Raw genomic sequence first — 20,481 nt, forward strand, 5'->3', positions numbered from 1 at the left:
GGATCACGCAGAAACGGGTACGCTTTTGCCGCCGGCTGTGGTGCGGCTGGCACGTCCTTCGCAAGTCTGGCGGGGTTTGACACCCGGAGCCTGACGCATGGACCTGAACCTCATCGATCACGCCAAGCTGGAAGCCACCTGGGCCTACCTGACCCAGTTCGCCGTCAGCCAGGGCCTGAATTGCCTGGCCGCCCTGACCATCCTGATCATCGGATGGTGGCTATCCGCGCGGGCCGCCCGGGCGTTGCGGCAGACCCTGCAGCACACGCATGTGGACGATACGCTGCGGCCGATGCTGGCCAGCATCGTGCAATGGGTGATCCGCGTGCTGACCGTGGTGCTGGTGCTGTCGCAGTTCGGCGTGCAGACGGCCAGCATCATCGCCATGCTCGGCGCGGCCGGGCTGGCCATCGGCCTGGCACTGCAGGGCACGCTGCAAAACATCGCCGCGGGCATCATGCTGGTGCTGCTGCGGCCGTTTCGCGTGGGCCAGTACATCGACGCGCAGGGCGTGGCCGGCACGGTCCGCGAAACAGGGCTCTTCATGACCGAACTGCAGACGTTCGACGGCGTCTGCCTGCGCGTGCCCAACGGCAAGATCTGGGGCAGTCCGATCATGAACTACAGCGAGAACCCCACGCGCCGGATGGACATGGAGGTCACGGTGACCTTCGACAGCCCGATCCAGGCCGGACTGGACGCACTGGCGGCCATGCTCGACAGCGAAAAGCGCCTGCTGCCCCAGCCGAAGCGCGAAGTCATGGTGGTGCGCTACACCGAGCGTGGCGTCACGCTGAATGCGCGCTACTGGACGTCGAACGACGATTTCTGGAGCGTGCAGTTCGCGTTGTACGCGAAGCTGAAGGCCACGGTGGAGGCGGCCGGCTGCCGCATTGCCGTGCCCGTGCAGGAGGTGCGCGTGCCGGCCGCCGACGAGGCGGAGGCGGCTGAAGCGGGGCGAGGCGATGGGCGTGGCGACGGGCGTGGCGACGGGCGTGGCGACGCCTATCGGGCCCCGCTGACCCGTTCAGGCAAGCCGAACTAGCGCCTGCGAGGGGTACGCAGAAACGGGTACGCTTTTTGATGGATCCCGGTGGGTGTCTCCCCTTTCCCACCTGCAGAAGCGGGGAGCCACCACCCCGGCGGAACCGGCAAGGCCCTCCGCCCCCATTCCTCAGCCCTCATCCCTCAGCCCTCGTCCGCGAACAACGAACAGGCCCCGGTTTCGGCCGTCCCCACATGCTTGCGGAAGCCGGCGAACAGGTCGCGGCCCACACCATGGCGGTTGGCGGTCAGGTCGGGCACTTCGTGCGGGCGGGCCGCCCAATCGGCATCGCTGACCTTCACGGTGAGCACGCCGGCCGGCGCATCCACCCGCACGATGTCGCCGGTGCGGACCCTGCCAATGGCACCGCCCGACAGCGCCTCGGGGCACACGTGGATGGCGGCGGGCACCTTGCCCGAAGCGCCGGACATGCGTCCGTCGGTGACCAGCGCCACATGGAACCCGCGATCCTGCAGCAGCGTCAGCGTGGGCGTGAGCTTGTGCAGTTCGGGCATGCCGCAGGCGGCGGGCCCCTGCCACGGCAGCACGGCCACGAAGTCGCGTTCCAGTTCGCCGCGCTTGAAGGCCTCCAGCACGTCGTCCTGATGATGGAACACGATGGCCGGCGCCTCCACCACCTGGTGCTCGGGCTGGACGGCGGACGTCTTGATCACGCACCGGCCCAGCTTTCCGTCCAGCAGCTTGATGCCGCCATCGGGCGCGAACGGCGCATCGGCGGTGCGCACGATGGTGTCGTCGAGCGATGCTTCGGGGCCGTCGACCCATGTCAGCTTGCCATCGCGCAGGGCGGGCTCCCGCATGTAGTGGGCCAGCCCGGGGCCGGCCACCGTGTTCACGTCGTCATGCAGCAACCCCAGCGACAGCAGGCCGCGGATCACCAGCGACAGACCGCCGGCGGCCTGGAACTGGTTCACGTCGGCCTTGCCGTTCGGGTACACGCGCGCCAGCAGCGGCACGGTGGCCGACAGCTCGTGGAAGTCGTCCCACGTTAGCTGGATGCCGGCCACGCGGGCCATCGCGATCAGGTGCAGGGTATGGTTGGTGGACCCGCCCGTGGCCACCAGCCCGACGATGCCGTTCACGAACGCGCGTTCGTCCAGCACCTCGGCAATCGGCGTGTAGCGTTCGCCGCCATGCACCAGGCGCAGCGCCTGGCGGGCCGATTCGCGCGTCAGCGCCTCGCGCAGCGGCGTGTTCGGATTGATGAATGCCGTGCCGGGCAGGTGCAGGCCCATGATTTCCATGAGCATCTGGTTCGAGTTGGCCGTGCCGTAGAAGGTGCACGTGCCGGGGCCGTGATAGGACCGGGTCTCGGCTTCCAGCAGCCCCGCGCGGTCGATCTTGCCTTCGGCATAAAGTTGGCGGATATGGGCTTTCTCGTCGTTGCTCAGGCCCGTGGTCATCGGGCCACCGGGTACGAACACGGCGGGCAGGTGCCCGAACGACAGCGCGCCCATCACCAGGCCGGGCACGATCTTGTCGCAGACGCCCAGGCACAGCACGCCGTCGAACATCTGGTGCGACAGCGCCACGGCGGTGGCCATGGCGATCACGTCGCGCGAGAACAGCGACAGGTCCATGCCGTCCTGGCCCTGCGTCACCCCGTCGCACATGGCGGGCGTGCCGCCCGCGAACTGCGCGGTGCCGCCCGCTTCCAGGGCGGCTTCCTTGAGCCACTGCGGATAGGCCTGCAGCGGCTGGTGGGCCGACAGCATGTCGTTGTAGGCCGAGACGATGGCCAGGTTGGGCCGCTCCTGCGCCTTGAGCCGGATCTTGGCTTCGTCGGGCATGGCGGCCACGCCGTGCGCCAGGTTGGTACACGAAATGTTGGCGCGCTCGACCCGCTGGCCGGCCATGGCACGCGTGCGGTCCAGATAGGCCTGGCGGGTGGGGGCGCTGCGGGCCACGATGCGGGCCGTGACTTTCTCCAGTACGGGGTGGCGGGGCATGGGGATATCTCCTGTAGGGCGCTTTTCAGCGTAGCCGAAAAATCCGGACGCCACCGTCATTGCGGTGTCATCGCCGTGGGCTATCAGCAGATGGGATCGATGATCGGCCAGGATGTTCCGCATCGGCTTTCCGTCACACCGGCGGCACGCAGAAACGGGTACGCCCGTGCTGCCTGGCGGCGCCCCCGCCTGTCCAAGCGGCCATGAGTGACGTAACATCACTGGAACCAATGCGCCGCCCGGCGGCACTCAGTAGATGCCGGGGCGCATTGCCCCACGCATTCCGCACGCAATCCGCGATACCCCGCAAGGAGCCCAGGGTGAGCATGCCCGATTTCGACATGGTGCTGTTTGGAGGCACCGGCGACCTGGCGCGGCGCAAGCTGCTGCCGTCCCTTTTTGACGCCCATCGCTGTGGCGTGCTGCATCCGTCGGCGCGCATCCTGGCCACCGGCAGCCATCCGCAGACCACCGAGCAGTACAAGGCCATGCTGGAAGACACCGTGCGCCCCGGCCTGGAACACGCGCCGCCCGAGGCCTGGGCATCGTTCCTGGACCGCATCTGCTACGTGCAGGCCGACGCGCGCCAGCCGGCCCACTTCGACGCGCTGGCCGAGAAAGTGCTGGCCCGCAAGCCCGAAGTGGTGGTCTGCTACCTGGCCACCGCGCCGCACATCTTCGTCCCCATCTGCGAGCAACTGGCCCGTACCGGGCTGAACACGCCCAACGTGCGCGTGGTGCTGGAGAAGCCGCTCGGCCATGACCTGGAGTCGTCCGAGGCGATCAACGCGGCCGTGGCGCAGTACTTTGCCGAGGACCAGATCTACCGGATCGATCACTACCTGGGCAAGGAATCGGTCCAGAACCTGATGGCCATCCGTTTCGGCAACGCGCTGTTCGAGCCGCTGTGGCGCCGCGAATGGGTGCAGGACGTGCAGATCACCATCGCCGAGGAACTGGGCGTGGAAACGCGCGGCGACTTCTACGACCGCACCGGCGCGCTGCGCGACATGGTGCAGAACCACCTGCTGCAGCTGCTGTGCATGGTGGCGATGGAGCCGCCGGCCAGCCTCAGCGAGGACGCCATCCGCGACGAGAAGATCAAGATCCTGAAGGCGCTCAAGCCGATCCAGCCGGCCGACGTGGCCGAGAAGACCGTGCGCGGCCAGTACCGCTCGGGCGCCATCGCCGGCAAGCCGGTGGTGGGCTATCTGGAAGAGCAGGGCATTGCCCCGGACAGCCACACCGAGACCTTCGTCGCCATCAAGGCCGAGATCGCCAACTGGCGCTGGGAAGGGGTGCCGTTCTACCTGCGCACGGGCAAGCGCATGCAGTCGCGCGTGGCCGAGATCGTGGTGCACTTCCGCGACGTGCCGCACGCCATCTTCCCCAAGCCGCTGGGTTTGTCGCCGCAGAACCGGCTGGTGATCCGGCTGCAGCCCGAGGAAAGCATCCGCCTGTATTTCCTGGTCAAGCAGGCCGGCGACACGCTGGAACTGACGCCTACCTCGCTCGATCTGGACTTTGCCAATTCGTTCAAGGCGCGCCGCGCGGGCGCCTACGAGCGCCTGCTGCTAGACGTGATCCGCGGCCGGCTGGGTTTGTTCGTGCGGCGCGACGAGCAGGTGCAGGCGTGGCGCTGGGTCGAGCCGATCATCGATACCTGGGAAGCCAGCACCGTGCCGCCCAAGCAGTACACGGCCGGCACCTGGGGCCCGGCGGCGTCCACCGCGCTGATGTCGCGCGACGGCGCGCTTTGGCACGAGGAAGTCTGACGCCCGCCCGGCCCAGGCCCGATCCACCCGTTGACCGACAAGGAGCCCGCGCCATGCGCCAGTTCGAACATGCCACGCTGATGGACCAGGCCGAGTCGCTGGCGATCTCGGTCAGCCATGCACTGGACCTCGTCATCAAGGCCCGGGGCTGGGCCGTGCTGGCGGTGTCGGGCGGAACATCGCCGGTGCCGATGTTCGAACGGCTGCGCTATCGCCCGATCCGCTGGGAAGCCGTGACGGTCACGCTGGTGGACGAACGCGCGGTGCCGCCCGACCATCCCGACAGCAACGGCGCGCTGGTGCGCCGCCACCTGCTGCGCGAAGGGGCGGGCGTGGCGGGCTGGGTGCCGCTGATCCGCGACGAGGCGGAGGCTGCCGCGCCGCTGCAGGCGGTGCAGCGGCTCAATGCATCGTTCCAGCAGCCCGATGTGGTGGTGCTGGGCATGGGCGAGGACGGCCATACCGCGTCGCTGTTCCCCGACGCGCCCGAGCTGCAGACCGCGCTGTCGGCGCCCGATCCGCGTTACCTGGTCACGCATCCGACGATGGCACCCCACGCGCGCGTGACGCTGAACCTGGCCGCGCTGCTGGCGGCCGAGCGCACGTTCCTGGCCATCACCGGCGAAAAGAAGAACGCCGTGCTGGAGCGCGCGTTGCAGGCCCCTACGCCGGCGCTGCCGGTCAGCGTGGTGCTGGCGCGCTACCGGCGCGGTGTCGATATCTTCCGAACCGAGGCGCAATGACGCGCCATCCCGCAACCCTGTCTCTTCCATGACCTATCCGCGCCTGCTTGCCGACGTCGGTGGCACCAATGTCCGCTTTGCCCTGGAATCCGCGCCGATGCGCATCGGCGAGGTCACGGCCTACAAGGTGGCCGACCACGCATCGCTGGAAGCGGCAATGCGCCTGTACCTGTCGACGCTGGCGCACGGCGAGCGGCCCGGCCACGCGGCCATCGGCCTGGCCAACCCGGTGACCGGCGACCACGTCAAGCTGACCAATCACAACTGGGCGTTCTCGATCGAGGCCATGCGCCAGGCGCTGGGCCTGGACACGCTGGTGGCCATCAACGACTTCACCGCGCTGGCGCTGGCGCTGCCGTACCTGCCTGCGGCCGATCTGGTGCAGGTGCGCCCGGGCAGCGCCGTGGCCACTGCGCCGCGCGCGCTGCTTGGGCCGGGTACCGGGCTGGGGGTGTCCGGGCTGGTGCCGGCACCGGGCGGCGGTGCCGTGGCGCTGGCCGGCGAGGGCGGCCATATCGAAGTGATGCCCGCCACCGGTGACGAATGGATCGCCTGGCGCGCGGCGCATGACCAGCTTGGCCGGGTGTCGGCCGAGCGGCTGTTGTCGGGCATGGGCCTGTCGCACATCCACGCCGCGTTGTCCGCAGAAATGGGTACGCTTCTGGCCGAACCGCTGACGCCGGCGCAGGTCACGGAGGGCGCCCTGAAGCAGAACGACCCGCTATGCCGCCGCGCGTTCGATGCCTTCTGCGGCCTGCTGGGCTCGGTGGCCGGCGACGTCGCGCTGGTGCTGGGGGCGCGTGGCGGCGTGTATATCGGCGGCGGCATCGTGCCGCGCTTTGTCGATGCCTTCCACGCGTCGCCGTTCAACGCGCGCTTTGTCGACAAGGGCCGCATGGGCCAGTACCTGGCCGATATCCCGGTCTACGTGATCGCGGCCGAATTCCCGGCGCTGCCCGGGCTGGCCCGGGCCCTGGCCGACCGGCTCGAAGGTGATATGCGCCACGCCCAATCCTGAATCCCGACGAACATGCGTGTATTGCTGGTGGAAGACGACGCCATGATTGGCGAGAGCGTGAAGGTGGCGCTGCGCCAGGAGGGCTTCACGGTGGACTGGGTGACCGATGGCGACGCGGGGCTCGACGCCGCGTCCGACCAGCACGGCCCGCGCGCCGATGGCGGCTACGACCTGGTGCTGCTGGACCTGGGCCTGCCGCGCCGTTCTGGGCTCGACGTCCTGAAGACGCTGCGGGCGCGCAATGTCCGCACGCCGGTGCTGATCGTCACAGCGCGCGACGCCGTGGCCGACCGCGTGGCGGGCCTGAACGCCGGGGCCGACGACTATGTGATCAAGCCGTTCGACCTGCAGGAACTGGTGGCGCGCATGCATGCGATGGCGCGCCGCGCGGAGGGGCGGGCCGAACCGGTGCTGCGCTATGGCGACATCGTGCTGAACCCGGCCACGCGCGAAGCCACGCAGGCTGGCACGCCGGTGCGGCTGTCGGCGCGCGAGTACGCGCTGCTGTCGGCGCTGATGGCCCGGCCAGGCAAGGTCTGGTCGGTGCCGCAACTGCAGGAACGGCTCTACGGCTGGGATGACGAGGTGGGCAGCAACACGGTGGAGGTCTATATCCACGCGCTGCGGCGCAAGTTCGGCGCGGCATTGATCCGCAACATCCGCGGCGTGGGCTACCTGATGCCGCAACTGGACGGCCGGGACGGCGCGGAAGGCGCCCCCCGCGCGGAAGGAACGCCGGACTGATGCGATCGATTCAACGTACGCTGCTGTGGTGGCTGGCGGCCGGCCTGGCGGCCGGCATCGCCGTGGCCACGGGGCTCATTTACGGCCAGGCCCGGCAGGAAGCCAATGCGCTGTTCGACTACCAGATGAAGCAGTTGGCCGCCGCGCTGCCGAGCCAGTTCAGTGCGCCGGTGGCGCCGCCGTTCGCGCCCGACAGCGCCACCGGGGCCGACCTGCTGCACGCCGACGAGGACGTGGTGATCCATATCTGGGATGGCTCCGGGCGCAGCCTCTACCTGTCGCATTCGCACCCGGCGTTGCCCCAGCGCGCGGAGCTGGGCTTTACCGATGCCCGTACGGAATCGGGCGAATGGCGGATCTACAGCGTGCAGCTGGGGCCGGCGGTGGTGCAGATTGCGCAGCCGCTCAGCGCGCGGCGCACGCTGGCCGCGCATATGGCGCTGCGCACCGTGGCGCCGCTGCTGCTGCTGTTGCCGCTGCTGGCGTGGCTGGTGTGGATGGCCGTGGGACGCGGATTGCGGCCGCTGCGCGAGATTGCCACCGAAGTGCGGGCGCGCGATGCCAACACGCTGGCGCCGCTGGCCGTGCGCGACATGCCCGATGAAATCGCCCCCCTGTCCGATGCGCTGAACCAGCTGCTGGCGCGGCTGGCCCACGCCATCGACACCCAGCGCGCGTTTGTGGCCGATGCCGCGCATGCGCTGCGCACGCCGCTGACGGCGCTGCAGCTGCAGGCCCAGCTGGTGGAGCGCGCGCCCAGCGCCGAGGCCCGACAGGCGGCGATGGGGCAGTTGCGCCAGGGGCTGGAGCGGCTGACGCACCTGGTGGCCCAGTTGCTGACGCTGGCCCGGCAGGAACCGGGCGCCGCGCCGCCGCCGCATGAGCCCGTGGACCTGCGCGCGCTGGCGGGCGATGTGGTGGCCGAGATGTCGCAGGCGGCCATCGATCGCGATATCGACCTGGGGCTGGAGGCCGGCAGCGCCAGCGGGCCCGTCATGATCCGGGGCGATGCCGATGCGCTGCGCATCCTGCTGACCAATCTGGTGGACAACGCGCTGCACTACATCCCGCGTGGCGGCCGCATCGACGTGGACGTCGCCCACACCGGGCACGGCGTAGAGCTGGTGGTGACCGACAATGGCCCGGGGATCGCGGCCGACGAGCGCGCCCGCGTGTTCGACCGTTTCTATCGCGTACCCGATGCGCCGACCGGCGGCAGCGGGCTGGGACTGGCCATCGTTGACGAGGTGGCGCAATCCCATGGCGCGCGCGTGGCGCTGGAAGACGCGGCGCCGGGCTTGCGCGTGCGCGTGGTCTTCCCGGCCGTGGGCTAGTTCACGGGCGCCACCAGCGGCTCGCCGGCAAAGTGCCGGCGGGCGTTCTCGATGAACTGGGTCACCGACGCCAGCACGGCCTCGGGCGACCAGCCGCCCACGTGCGGCGTCAGCACGACGTTCGGGCAATCGAACAGTTCGACCGGCGGCTTCGGCTCGCTTTCATAGACATCCAGGCCCGCGCCGCCGACTTCGCCGGCGCGCAGCGCATCGGCCAGCGCCGCCGTGTTCACCACGCTGCCGCGGGCAATGTTGACCAGGTAGCCCGACGGACCCAGCGCGCGCAGCACCGGGGTATCGACCAGATGGCGCGTCTCGGCGCCGCCGGGCGTGGCGATGACCAGATAGTCGGCCCACTCGGCCAGCGCCATCACATCGGCAAAGTACCGGAACGGCGCGTCGGCGCGCGGACGGCGGTTGTGATAGCCGATTTCCAGGTCGAAGCCCTGGCCACGCTGCGCAATGCGGCGGCCGATGGTGCCCAGGCCCACGATGCCCAGCCGCTTGCCCGACAGGTTCGGCGGCAGCGGAATCGCGTTGCGCCAGACGCCGTCGCGCGTGGCGCGGTCCAGTGCCGGCACGCGGCGCACGGTAGCCAGCAGCAGCGCCATGGCGTGATCGGCCACGCAACTGTCGTTGGTGCCCGCGCCATTGCCCACGGCAATGCCACGTGCGCGGCAGGCGGCGATGTCGATGTTCTCGTAGCCGGCGCCCAGCGCGCAGACCAGTTCGAGCCCGGGCATCGCGTCGATCTCGGCGGCCGTGATGCCGGTGGTGCCGTTGCTGAGCACGGCGCGGAACGTGCCGCCGGCACTGGCGACGGCCTCGGCGCGCTGGGCCGCGCTGGGTGCGTAGACAACGTCGTATTGCTGGGAAACAAGGGCGAGATGGTCCGGTTCGAGCTGGACCAGGACGAGCAGGGCGGGCTTCATGCGTGACAGCGAGACGAGGAGGTGTTGTTGTTGGAGGTCGGCCAGGCCGACGCCACATTCTATGCCCGCGTGGGCCGGCGTGCTCGGGACCGCCTGGCGGTTCTGGGCGATTATCAGAGGCCAGCCCACCGTGTGGCGGCGTACGCAGAAACGGGTACGCTCCACGATGTTTCGCTGGGGCAATCACGCAGAAATGGGTACGCTTTGGGCGTGTGGGTGATTGACCGGCCCGCCCTCTCCCCCTACCCCTCTTCCGCGTGGCGGGAGAGGGGAGCAAACCGTGGGAGATTGCGATGCCCGCGGTGTTCTCCGGGGGAGAGGGCAGCCGCAGCCACCACCCACACGCCAATTTTCCACCCCCAATGCCGTCGGAGACCGTGATGCCTGCGGTGTCTCCCCTCTCCCGCGTGCGGGAGAGGGGCCGGGGGAGAGGGCAAACGCACCCGCACCACTACGCCGACCTTCCACACGCATGCGACTGCCCATTCCCAACACCTGGCCATACCACGCGCTGCTCGGCGCCGCCGGCATGCTCGTGCTCGGGCCGCTGGGCGGCATCGCGGCGGCCTATATGAACCTGTCGCTCGGTTTCTTCGTGGGCGGTCAGGTGCTGGCGGGCATCCTCGGGTCGGCAGTCACGGCCGGGTACGGCGCAGCGGGCCGGCACGGTGCCAACTACATCCAGACAGCAGCGGCTTCAGTGGCCGGCATGGGCGGCATGGTGGTGGTGATCCAGGCGATGGGCTGGATGGGGATGACGCAGCCGCCGTGGTGGCAGCTGATCGGCTACATGCTCTGCATCGGCATGTATGGCGTGGGTGTGGGCATGCTCTACACGCCGTTGCTGGTCGATCGGATGCAGCTCACGTTCCCGTCGGGCCTGGCGGTGGCCAATATCCTGCGCGCGTTGACCGACCCCGTGCTGCTCCGCCGGTCGATCGCGCGGCTGGCCGGCGGGATGGGGCTGGGGGTGCTGGCCAGCGTGGGCGCCGCGCGCCTCGCATGGCTCGGTGCCATCGACCTGTCCGCGTCAACGTTCGGCGCGGGCATGATCGTTGGCGCGCGTATCGGCATCGCCGCGCTGGTCGGTGGCGTGGCCGGGTGGGCACTGACGCCGTATTTCGTGTCGATCGGCTGGCTGGCGCCCGGTGATCCCTATCGCAAGATCACGTTCCTGATTGCGCTGGGCATGATCATGGGCGCGGCGGCGGTCGATGTGCTGCGGTTGCTGGGGACGGCGTGGCAGCGGACCCGGCAGCCGGCGAGAAGGGCGCCGGACGCCCCGGGCCATGCGCCGGCGCTGCCGCAACGCTGGATCGGGGCGTGGGTCATGGCCAGGGGGCTGGCGGTCGTGGCGGCGGGCGCCGCGTGGTTCGGCCAACCGGTGGGCTACCAGCTGATGGCCGTGCTGCTGGTGCTGATCTTCGCGCTGGTCAACGGCATCTCGGTCGGCATGGTCGATCAGAATCCGATCTCGTCGGCGTTTGTGCTGACGGTGATCCTGATGGCGGCCGCGGGCCTGCGCCAGCCGCATATCGGCCTGATCGCGGCCACGGTGCTGCTGGTGTCCACGGCGCAAGCGTGCGACATGCAGCAGGACCGGTCCACGGGCTGGCGCCTGGGCACCGATCGCATGGTGCAGTTCGGCTATCAGGTGGCCGGCGTCGTGGCCGGGGCGATCCTGGCGGTGTTGCTGGCGCGGCTGTTCATGGACGCCTATCCGGTACTGCGGCTCGACCAGACCGTGTTGCCGGCCGATCAGCAGCCCGCCCGGTGGACATCGGCAATGACCTACAAGATCGTCGGCGCGCTGCGCAGCATGACCGACGACCGGCCCTACCAGCGGCTGGCCGTATGGATCGGCCTGGGCATCGGGCTGGTCACCGAGCTTTTGCGCAAGACCATCTTCGCGTCGGCGCGCTACCGGCGCTTTGCCGATCGGAGCCGCACGGGCCGCGCGTGCGATGCCGTGCTCGATGCGGTGATCCTGCCGTCGCCCTACGCATCGTCGTTCGGCGGTTTCGTCAACCTGCCGGCCGCCGCCTGGATGGCCGCCGGGGGCGTGGTCTCCAGCCTGGTGGCAAGCCGCGAACGCCCGGTATCCGGGGACGCCGCCATGCCCGACGACATGAGCACCACGTCGCTGATCGGCGGCGGCCTCATCGCCGGCGACGCGCTGGCCGCGCTCGGGTTCGGCGTTGCGGGGTTGCTGGCGGTGGTGGCGTAGGTGGCGTAGGCGTGCCTCGGGATCATGGGGCCGATTTGATCGACCTCATGAAGTATATTTTTAGGCACATACGGGTTGGCGTCACTGGCACGCAATCCGAAGATAAGGGCAACATAGATTGATAAGATCAATTTAGTTTTCCCTAAAAATCGTTCCCCATGGACCCGGCTTTTCGACTATCCCGCAATAGGCCCGTTGTGCGCCGAAGCAGCACGGAGTGCTGTGCGCCAGCCCGTCATTGGCGAGCGGGCCGATATCGAAGCGGAAGCACTCGAACAGATCGTTCAGGTCACCCAAGGCTACCCATATTTTCTCCAGGAGTGGGGCAAGCACTCCTGGAACAACGCGCCAGCCGTCGCCGATTTCGCCTAAGGACGTCGAATCCGCGCATGTCACCGCTACCGCTGCGCTCGACAAGAACTTCTTCCGCGTGCGTTTTGATCGGCTGACGCCGCGAGAGCAGGACTACCTGCGCGCCATGGCGGAGCTTGGGGAAGGGCCGCATCGCTCCGGCGCCATTGCAGATGCGCTGGGCACGACGGTCGAAAAAGTGGGGCCTCTGAGAAGCGGCTTGATCAAGAAAGGAATGATCTATAGCCCCGCGCATGGAGACACCGCCTTTACTGTTCCCATGTTCGACCAATTCATGCGGCGTGCCATGCCAGAGTGGGCCGGGCCAACGAAGAACAAGGCAAAGAAAAAGTAGTCGCGCCCACTACGAGGGCCCGCACGCTCAAATCACCGCCATCGACGCATTGGGCGGCTTGCGCGCCAGCAGGCCGGACAGCTTCTTCAGGGCCATCGACAATTGCGTGCGTTCGGCCACGCCGCCCAGCGAGATGCGGATGGCGTTGGGCGGGGTGGCGCCATCGTAGAACACGTCCGATGCGGTGACGCGCAGCGATTCGTCCTGCGCCGCGCGGCTGAAGCCGGCCGATGACCAGTAGCTGGGCAAGGGATGCCAGACGTGGATGCCGGATGGCGCGTACGGGCCGCTGGCCGCCAGCCATTGCCGGGCGATCTGCTGCCGCGCGGCGGCTTCGGTGCGGATGCCGGCCAGCAGGTCGGCCGCCGAGCCGTCGCGAATCCATTGCGTGGCCAGGGCCGTGGCAACGGGCGATGCCATCAGCGTGATCGCGCGCAGCGCGGCCAGGATCGACTCCTGCAGATCGCGGTCGGGTGCCACTACGTAGGCGGTGCGCAGGCCTGGGCTCAGGCACTTGGCCAGCGTGGCGATGTAGACCGTCTGCGCCGGGGCGATGGCCGCCAGCGGCGGTGGGGCGTCGGGCGTCAGCAGCCAGTAGGGGTCGTCCTCGACGATCAGCACGCCGTGCTGCCGGGCCACGCGCGCAATCTCGTGGCGGCGTGCCGCGGGCATGGTGTGCGTGGTGGGGTTCTGCAGCGTCGGATTCAGGTAGATCAGCTGCACATTGCCGGTGCTGCACGCGGCGTCCAGCGCGTCGGGGCGCATGCCGTCGTCGTCGGTGGCGATGGGGACCACGTGGCGCCCCAGTTCGGCGGCCGCGCCGCGTACACCCGGATAGATCAGCGGCTCGGCGGCAATCGCCGCGCCCGGCGTGGTCCGGCACAGCATCAGCGCCGCCAGTGCCGACTGCGCGCCCGGACTGGCGATCACGCGATCGGGCGGGACATCGCCCAGCATCGGCGCCAGCCACTGGGCGCCGGCCACGCGGTCGGGCAGCGTGCCGCCGCCAAGCTGGTAGGTCATCAGCAGGTTCGCATCGGCGCGCAGCGTGACCTGCGCCAGCCCCCGCCGGAGCATGTCGGCGAAATCGATGCCTTCCGGCGGCGGGGGCACGTTCATGCTCAGGTCCACGGCCTGAGCCAGTTCAAACGCGGGCGCCGCAATAAAAGTGCCGAGCGATCCACGCGGCTCCACCAGCCCGCGCCGTCGGGCCTCGGCCAGTGCGCGGGTCACCGTGGTCAGATCCACCTCAAGGAGTGCCGCCAGTTCGCGCTGCGGCGGCAGGCGGTCGCCGGGGGCCAGCACGCCGTCGGCCATTGCGCGCTCCAGGAACCCGGCGATCTGGACGTAACGCGGGCCGCCGGCAGCGGCGAAGGCGCCGATCCAGCCGGGTTTGTCTTCCGGGGTCGAAGGCATCGACGGATTCGTTGTACGCAAGACAAGCCTCATCTTGTATGGGTGTTGTCTTACCTTAGCATGCCGCGCAACTCAGGCAAATCCATACAAATACCGGGATGTTGTCTGGGCCACCCCGCCTGTGCCCCTGTAAGAAGGTGTTGAAATGCGTGAACAACCGGCCGACCCCAGACCCCCGCGTCGGCGCCCCCCGTCCCTGCGTGCCCCCCGTGCGTGGCTCTATGCCATCACGCCGCTGATCCTGACCGGCTGTTCGTGGGACCTGCTGAACCCCAGCGGGTCGATCGGCGTGCAGACGCGCAACCTGATCGTGCTGGCCACGGCGCTGATGCTGCTGGTGGTGATCCCCGTGATCATCCTGACGCTGGTCTTTGCCTGGCGCTATCGCGAGACGAACACCCAGGCCGAGTACGCGCCGCGCTGGTCGCATTCCACCAAGATCGAAGTGGTCGTCTGGGGCATCCCGTGCGTGATCGTGGCGCTGCTGGGCGTCATCATCTGGGACACCACCCACAAGCTCGATCCGTTCCGGCCGCTGGAATCGAAGGTGACGCCGGTGGAAGTGGATGTCGTCGCGCTCGACTGGAAATGGCTGTTTATCTATCCGCAGTACGGCGTGGCGTCGCTGAACGAGCTGCCCATCCCGGTGGGTACGCCCATCAATTTCCGCATCACGGCCGAGTCCACGATGAACGCGCTGTTCATCCCGCGCCTGGGCAGCATGGTCTATGCGATGGCCGGCATGCAGACGAAGCTGCATCTGATCGCCGACGAAACCGGCGTGTTCGATGGCCGGTCGGCCGCCTATAGCGGGTCGGGCTTCTCCGACATGCACTTCCGCACCGTGGCCACCTCGCGCGCCGACTTCGACGCGTGGATCGAACGCGCCCGCGCCTCGGGCAACACGCTCGACGCGGCCGCCTACCGCAAGCTGGAACAGCCCAGCAGCAAGGACGCCGTCACGGTGTACGCCAAGGTCGAGCCGCGCCTGTTCCAGGGCGTGGTGGACCAGTACATGGCCAGCAACGGCGACATCTGCCGCGCCGACAGCCCGGTGACCCTCGGCGCCATTGCCGGCGCCAGCATGCCGCCGCTCCCGGCGCAGCAGACGACCCTGGAGCGCTAATCATCATGTTCGGAAAACTCTCTCTCGACGCCATCCCCCTGCACGAGCCCATCATCATGGGCACGCTGGTCGTGGTGATGCTTGGCGGCGCGGCGCTGCTGGGCGCCATCACCTACTACAACAAGTGGAACTATCTCTGGCGCGAGTGGATCTGCTCGGTCGATCACAAGCGCATTGGCGTGATGTACATCATCCTGGCGCTGGTCATGCTGCTACGCGGCTTTGCCGACGCCATCATGATGCGCACCCAGCAGGCCATTGCCGTGGGCGAGGCGGTCGGCTACCTGCCGCCGCACCACTACGACCAGATCTTCACCGCGCACGGCGTGATCATGATCTTCTTCGTGGCCACGCCGTTCATCCTGGGCCTGATGAACGTGATCGTGCCGCTGCAGATCGGCGCGCGCGACGTGGCCTACCCGTTCGTCAATTCGCTGAGCTTCTGGATGTCGGCGATGGGCGCGGTGCTGGTCATGATGTCGATGTTCGTCGGCGACTTCGCCGCCACGGGCTGGGTCGCGTATCCGCCGCTGAGCGGACTCGGGTATAGCCCGACGGTCGGGGTGGACTACTACATCTGGTCATTGCAGATATCGGGGCTGGGCACCACGCTGACCGGCATCAACTTCATCGTGACCATCCTGCGCATGCGCGCGCCGGGCCTGAACCTGATGAAAATGCCCGTGTTCACGTGGACGGCGCTGATCACCAATATCCTGATCGTCGCCATCTTCCCGGTGCTGACCGCCACGCTGGCGCTGCTGGCCGCCGACCGCTACCTGGACATGCATGTCTTCACCAGCGAGCTGGGCGGCAACGCCATGATGTACGTGAACCTGATCTGGATCTGGGGCCATCCCGAGGTCTACGTGCTGATCCTGCCTTGCTTCGGCGCGTTCTCGGAGATCATCTCCACGTTCTCGCGCAAGCCGCTGTTCGGGTACACGTCGATGGTCTACGCCACGTCGTCGATCGGCGTGCTGTCGTTCTTCGTCTGGCTGCACCACTTCTTCACGATGGGCTCCGGCGCCAGCGTCAACGCGTTCTTCGGCATCATGACGTCGATCATCTCGATTCCCACCGGCGTGAAGCTGTTCAACTGGCTGTTCACGATGTACCGGGGCCGCATCCGCTTCCACTCGTCCACGCTGTGGACCATCGGCTTCATGGTGACGTTTGCCGTGGGCGGCATGACCGGCGTGCTGCTGGCCGTGCCCGGCGCCGACTTCGTGCTGCACAACAGCCTGTTCTTGATTGCCCACTTCCACAACGTGATCATCGGCGGCGTGGTGTTCGGCTGCCTGGCCGCGATGACGTTCTGGTTCCCGAAGGTGTTCGGCTTCACGCTGAACGAGTTCTGGGGCAAGGTCGCGTTCTGGTGCTGGCTGATCGGCTTCTACCTGGCCTTCATGCCGCTGTACGCGCTGGGCCTGCAGGGCATGACGCGCCGCATGAACCACTACAACAACCCCGACTGGCAGCCGTACCTGATCGTGGCGCTGGTAGGCGCCGTGGTCATCGGCTGCGGCATCCTGGCGATCCTGTGGCAGCTGTTCGTCAGCGTGCGCGACCGCAAGCAGAACATGGACGTGACCGGCGACCCCTGGGACGGCCGCAGCCTGGAATGGGCCACCGCTTCCCCGGCGCCGTTCTACAACTTCGCGCACGTGCCGCGGATCACGTCGCTGGAGCAGCACTGGGACAACAAGGAAGCCGGCACGGCCTATGTGCCGCCGGGGCAGTACGAGGACATCCACATGCCGCGCAACACGTCCGCCGGCTTCCTGGTGTCGGTGTTCGGGCTGGTGCTGTGCTTCGCGCTGGTCTGGCACATCTGGTGGCTGGCCGGCTTCGGCCTGGCCGCGATGATCTTCACGTTCATCGCTCGCGCCTATGACCGCGACGTGGACTACTACGTGCCGGCCGCCGAAGTGGAGCGCATCGAGCGCGCCCGCTTTGCGCGGATGGGTACGCAACCTGCCGCGAACCTGACAGGGGCCAACTGATCATGACCACCACCACCCTGAAACTGCGGGGCGACGCCGCCGCGCTGCCGCCCGGCGCCGCGCCGGACGCCCACGCGCACGACGCCGCCCACGACCACGACCACGCGGATCACGCCCACCAGACGGAATCCACCCTCAAGCTCGGGTTCTGGATCTACCTCATGAGCGATTGCCTGATCTTCGCGTCGCTGTTTGCCACGTTCGGCGTGCTGCTCAACGGCACGGCGGGCGGCCCCACGGGCCGCGAACTGTTCGACCTGCGCTTCGTGCTGGGCGAGACCATGCTGCTGCTGACCAGCAGCCTGACCTTCGGCGTGGCGATGCTGAAGCTGCACGAGGGCCGCGACGGCCAGGGCAACCCGCAGGCGGTGATCCGCTGGCTGGTACTGACCTTCGCGCTGGGCGCGGCCTTCGTCTGCATGGAGGTCTACGAGTTCCGCGAACTGCTGCACGAAGGCGCGGGCCCGAACCGCAGCGCCTATCTGTCGGCGTTCTTTATGCTGGTGGGCACGCACGGCCTGCACGTCAGCGCCGGCCTGCTGTGGATCATCGTGATGGTCAACCAGGTGCAGGTGTTCGGGCTCGACGCCGTGGTGCGCCGCCGCCTGGCCTGCCTGAGCCTGTTCTGGCATTTCCTGGACCTGGTGTGGATCTTCGTGTTCACGGTCGTCTATCTGCGGGAGTTCCTCTGATGTCCCATCCACAACACGCACACGCCGGCGCGCACGGCAGCCTGCGCAGCCATCTCATCGGCTATGCGCTGTCGCTGGTGCTGACCTTCCTGTCGTTCGGTGCGGTGATGGGCCGGGTGCTGACGCCGCGCGCGGGTCTGGCGCTGATCGTGGCGCTTTGCGTCGCCCAGTTGCTGGTGCAGCTGGTGTTCTTCCTGCACCTGGGGCCGCGCAAGGGCCAGCGCGGCAACACGGCGATCTTCGCGTGCACGGTGTTCCTGATCGCCATTGTCGTGTCGGGATCGCTGTGGGTCATGCACAACGCCAACCTGAACATGATGCCGATGCAGTCCGTGCCAGCCGGGGCCGGCGCGGGCCGCTGAGGCATCTGTAGCCGGACTCGGGCTGGGGCCGGTTTCTTGACAGGACAGACGTGCCCTGCGCACGGTCTGTCCTTTTTTGCGTGCCGCGCCAGCCGGCGCAGCGGCGCATCGGCCGGATCAGGCCGGCGGGGCGCCTTCCTTGAACAGGGTCTTGAGCTGCGAGCGCAGTTCGGGGGTGTCCTGGTGCTGATGCACCTGGACGGCGTGCTGCACCGCGGCTTCCAGCAGTTCGTCCTCGGTGTCGGCGCTCAGTGCGACCGTACAGTGGGTATCACTGGGGTAGTCGCGGCAATCGATGTATTTGCGTCCCATGGCAGGCCTCCTGGCGCGCATGGAGGGCGCGCCTGATCCAGTATAGGGCGCGGGGTGATTGCGCGGACGCCTGCAGCCATCGGCAAATCGGGCTACCCTGTCGGCCTTCAGCTGTTTGTCCCCTACCCGCCCACTGGAAGAAAGCCATGACTCAATCACTCCGGATCGACTTTGTCTCGGATATCGCCTGCCCGTGGTGCGCCATCGGGCTGTCGTCGCTGATGCAGGCCGTCGAGCGCACGCGCGACGTGGTGGATGCCGAGGTCGTCATGCACCCGTTCGAGCTCAATCCGCAGATGGGGCCGGAAGGCGAGCCGGTGCTCGACTACATCGCCCGCAAGTACGGCCGTACGCCGGAACAGATCGCCGAGACCCAGAAGATGATCCGCGAGCGCGGCGCCAGCGTGGGCTTCACGTTCGGTCCGCGCAACTTCATCTACAACACGTTCGATGCCCACCGCCTGCTGCAGTGGGCGGCCACGCAGGGCAAGCAGCTGGCGCTGAAGCAGGCGCTGCTGCAGGCCTATCACGGCGACAGCAAGGACCCGAGCAACCACGACGTGCTGATCGAGGCCGTGCAGTCGGTGGGCCTGGACGCCGCCGAGGCCCGCAAGGTGCTGGACAGCGACGCCTATGCCGATGAAGTCCGTGACGAGGAACGCGAATACCAGGGCATGGGCATCCAGTCGGTGCCGTCGGTGATCTTCAACAACCGTTACCTGGTGACGGGCGGCCAGCCCGTCGAGGCGTTCGAGCAGGCCATCCGCGAGATCGCCAAGGAAACCAGCGAGAAGGGCGCCCAGGGCACCCAGGGCGCCTGAGCCCGATCCTCAGAAGTGGTGGCGCATGCCGATCATCGCGCCCACCCGCGTGCTGCGGCTGACCTCGGTCACCGGGGTGCCGGCCCAGTATTCGGTCTCGCGCCCCACGGTGCCGCCGCGCGCATGCACGACATCGGTCTCCAGGTACACGCTGGTGCGCTTGGAGAACGCATAATCGGCCACGAAGGCCACGCTGTCGGCATTGCCGCCACCCAGGTGCACCGGCGTGTCCTGGAACTGCGTGGTCACGTCGCCGGACTGCTGGTAGCGGTAGTAGGCGCCCGACAGATGCAGCGCTTGCGTCGCCTGGTATCCCAGCCCGACGAACGAGATGTTGTAGCGCGCACCGCTGGCCGACTCGCGCCGGCCCATGTGGCCGACGTAGCCCGTGGCCTTGCCGATCGTGTAAGAGCCGCCCACCGAATAGTTGCGCACCGTGTTGCTGCCGTCGTCGCTGCGGCGCTGGTCATAGGCCACGCCCAGCGCCAGCGGCCCCTGGCTGTACTTCACGCCGCCACCGAGCGTGGTGCCATGGCTCATGCTGCCCGGCTGCTCGCCGGCGCCGTAGTCCAGCTGCACCGAAAACGGCCCCACCGTACGCTGGTAGACCACGCTGTTGTTGATGCGGTAGTCCTGGAAGAAAATGTCGCCGCCGATGTAGAGCGGATCGGACCAGAAATTGCCCCAGCCCTGGTCCAGCGGATCGAAGGCCCAGCCGATGTTGTTCAGCGCGTTGTACTGCCGGCCGAACGTGAGGCTGCCCCAGTCGCCGCTCAGGCCCACCCAGGCCTGGCGGCCGAAGAAGCTGTTGTAGGCCGCCTGGCCGGTATCGCTGCCGAAGCCCGATTCGAGCTGGAAGATTGCACGATTGCCGCCGCCAAGGTCTTCGGACCCCTTCAGGCCGAAACGGCTGCCCACCATGCCACCCGATACCAGCGCCAGCTGATCGTGATGGCGGGCGTCGATATTCGACGTATAGCGCACCGCCGAGCTGACGACGCCATACAGGGTCACGCCGGGGTCGGCGTATGCAACACAAGGCAACAGCCCGGCCGCTAGCAGCCAAAGGCTGGCTGGTTTGTTCACGAATTGTCCTCCGGAATACGGATCCGCCCGGCGCGCGCAAGCGTCGGGAAGGGTCGGTTCAGGCAACTACCTGAGGGGGTCCAGTCCCGCGCGGCAGCCCTTCTGGCGAAGGCGCACGGGGCGTTATCCGGGTTGCGGCCGCCAGATGCAGCCAGCGGCGCAGGGC

General features: G+C 68.1%; 19 protein-coding genes. 14 read left to right on the forward strand and 5 right to left on the reverse strand.

All coding sequences use genetic code 11. The features are described 5' to 3' along the window. The first annotated feature begins 97 nt into the window (after positions 1-97). Positions 98-1,045, forward strand: coding sequence for a mechanosensitive ion channel family protein (locus AC24R4_RS06780; RefSeq protein ID WP_400393599.1), 948 nt, complete (start codon positions 98-100; stop codon positions 1,043-1,045). A 143-nt stretch (positions 1,046-1,188) separates the two neighbouring features. On the opposite strand, the gene edd is transcribed toward AC24R4_RS06780, so the two are convergent. Continuing rightward, positions 1,189-3,015: a phosphogluconate dehydratase gene (edd, locus tag AC24R4_RS06785; protein ID WP_400393600.1), complete on the reverse strand. Its 1,827-nt coding sequence runs from the start codon at positions 3,013-3,015 to the stop codon at positions 1,189-1,191. A gap of 326 nt (positions 3,016-3,341) precedes the next feature. Between edd and zwf the strand changes: the two genes are divergently transcribed. The 5 genes from zwf to AC24R4_RS06810 are packed head-to-tail and all read left to right on the forward strand — an operon-like array spanning position 3,342 to position 8,629. Continuing rightward, positions 3,342-4,790 (forward strand): glucose-6-phosphate dehydrogenase, encoded by a 1,449-nt coding sequence (gene zwf, locus AC24R4_RS06790; RefSeq protein ID WP_400393610.1) that lies wholly within the window; start codon positions 3,342-3,344, stop codon positions 4,788-4,790. A gap of 53 nt (positions 4,791-4,843) precedes the next feature. Beyond that, complete coding sequence (gene pgl, locus AC24R4_RS06795; protein ID WP_400393601.1) at positions 4,844-5,533, forward strand: 6-phosphogluconolactonase; 690 nt, start codon at positions 4,844-4,846, stop codon at positions 5,531-5,533. 28 nt (positions 5,534-5,561) lie between these two features. Next, on the forward strand, positions 5,562-6,551 hold the full coding sequence (locus AC24R4_RS06800) for a glucokinase (protein WP_400393603.1): 990 nt from the start codon (positions 5,562-5,564) through the stop codon (positions 6,549-6,551). A 12-nt stretch (positions 6,552-6,563) separates the two neighbouring features. Next, positions 6,564-7,295 (forward strand): response regulator transcription factor, encoded by a 732-nt coding sequence (locus AC24R4_RS06805; protein WP_400393605.1) that lies wholly within the window; start codon positions 6,564-6,566, stop codon positions 7,293-7,295. After that, positions 7,295-8,629 (forward strand): sensor histidine kinase, encoded by a 1,335-nt coding sequence (locus AC24R4_RS06810; RefSeq protein ID WP_400393606.1) that lies wholly within the window; start codon positions 7,295-7,297, stop codon positions 8,627-8,629. Before AC24R4_RS06805 ends, AC24R4_RS06810 begins: the two co-directional genes overlap by 1 nt. On the opposite strand, the gene AC24R4_RS06815 is transcribed toward AC24R4_RS06810, so the two are convergent. Continuing rightward, complete coding sequence (locus AC24R4_RS06815) at positions 8,626-9,561, reverse strand: 2-hydroxyacid dehydrogenase (RefSeq protein WP_400393608.1); 936 nt, start codon at positions 9,559-9,561, stop codon at positions 8,626-8,628. The genes AC24R4_RS06810 and AC24R4_RS06815 overlap by 4 nt on opposite strands. 472 nt (positions 9,562-10,033) lie before the next feature. Here AC24R4_RS06815 and AC24R4_RS06820 point away from each other — a divergent pair, with 472 nt between their 5' ends. The 3 genes from AC24R4_RS06820 (at position 10,034) to AC24R4_RS06830 (ending at position 12,494) form a co-directional block, all read left to right on the forward strand. Beyond that, on the forward strand, positions 10,034-11,788 hold the full coding sequence (locus tag AC24R4_RS06820; protein ID WP_487522555.1) for an OPT/YSL family transporter: 1,755 nt from the start codon (positions 10,034-10,036) through the stop codon (positions 11,786-11,788). 222 nt (positions 11,789-12,010) lie between these two features. Further along, a complete protein-coding gene (locus AC24R4_RS06825; protein WP_487522556.1) occupies positions 12,011-12,160 on the forward strand; it encodes a hypothetical protein in 150 nt (49 codons plus the stop codon). A 58-nt stretch (positions 12,161-12,218) separates the two neighbouring features. Then, a complete protein-coding gene (locus AC24R4_RS06830; RefSeq protein ID WP_487522557.1) occupies positions 12,219-12,494 on the forward strand; it encodes a hypothetical protein in 276 nt (91 codons plus the stop codon). A 27-nt stretch (positions 12,495-12,521) separates the two neighbouring features. On the opposite strand, the gene AC24R4_RS06835 is transcribed toward AC24R4_RS06830, so the two are convergent. Then, positions 12,522-13,910: an aminotransferase-like domain-containing protein gene (locus AC24R4_RS06835; protein ID WP_400394890.1), complete on the reverse strand. Its 1,389-nt coding sequence runs from the start codon at positions 13,908-13,910 to the stop codon at positions 12,522-12,524. Between the two features lie 145 nt (positions 13,911-14,055). Here AC24R4_RS06835 and cyoA point away from each other — a divergent pair, with 145 nt between their 5' ends. From cyoA to cyoD, 4 genes are read left to right on the forward strand one after another with little or no spacing between them, the layout of a single operon-like run. Beyond that, the gene (gene cyoA, locus AC24R4_RS06840) at positions 14,056-15,036 is read left to right on the forward strand and encodes a ubiquinol oxidase subunit II (protein ID WP_400394891.1); all 981 of its coding nucleotides are present in this window, start codon (positions 14,056-14,058) and stop codon (positions 15,034-15,036) included. Between the two features lie 5 nt (positions 15,037-15,041). Beyond that, a complete protein-coding gene (cyoB, locus tag AC24R4_RS06845) occupies positions 15,042-17,042 on the forward strand; it encodes a cytochrome o ubiquinol oxidase subunit I (RefSeq protein ID WP_400394893.1) in 2,001 nt (666 codons plus the stop codon). 2 nt (positions 17,043-17,044) lie between these two features. Next, positions 17,045-17,734 (forward strand): cytochrome o ubiquinol oxidase subunit III, encoded by a 690-nt coding sequence (gene cyoC / locus AC24R4_RS06850; protein ID WP_400394894.1) that lies wholly within the window; start codon positions 17,045-17,047, stop codon positions 17,732-17,734. Continuing rightward, positions 17,734-18,096 carry a cytochrome o ubiquinol oxidase subunit IV gene (gene cyoD / locus AC24R4_RS06855; protein ID WP_400394896.1) on the forward strand — a complete coding sequence of 121 codons (363 nt, stop codon included), beginning with the start codon at positions 17,734-17,736 and terminating at the stop codon, positions 18,094-18,096. The genes cyoC and cyoD overlap by 1 nt, the downstream gene beginning before the upstream one ends. A gap of 117 nt (positions 18,097-18,213) precedes the next feature. Here the strand turns inward: cyoD and AC24R4_RS06860 are convergent, their stop codons facing one another. Beyond that, entirely contained in the window at positions 18,214-18,408 is a 195-nt protein-coding gene (locus tag AC24R4_RS06860; RefSeq protein ID WP_101683622.1) for a DUF1059 domain-containing protein, read from the reverse strand. Between the two features lie 146 nt (positions 18,409-18,554). On the opposite strand from AC24R4_RS06860, the gene AC24R4_RS06865 reads away from it, so the two are divergent. Further along, entirely contained in the window at positions 18,555-19,229 is a 675-nt protein-coding gene (locus AC24R4_RS06865; protein ID WP_400396692.1) for a DsbA family oxidoreductase, read from the forward strand. A gap of 9 nt (positions 19,230-19,238) precedes the next feature. Here AC24R4_RS06865 and AC24R4_RS06870 read toward each other — a convergent pair whose 3' ends face one another. After that, positions 19,239-20,315, reverse strand: coding sequence for a porin (locus AC24R4_RS06870; protein ID WP_400396694.1), 1,077 nt, complete (start codon positions 20,313-20,315; stop codon positions 19,239-19,241). Between the last annotated feature and the right edge of the window lie 166 nt (positions 20,316-20,481).

Source organism: Cupriavidus sp. CER-90 (assembly GCF_057652055.1).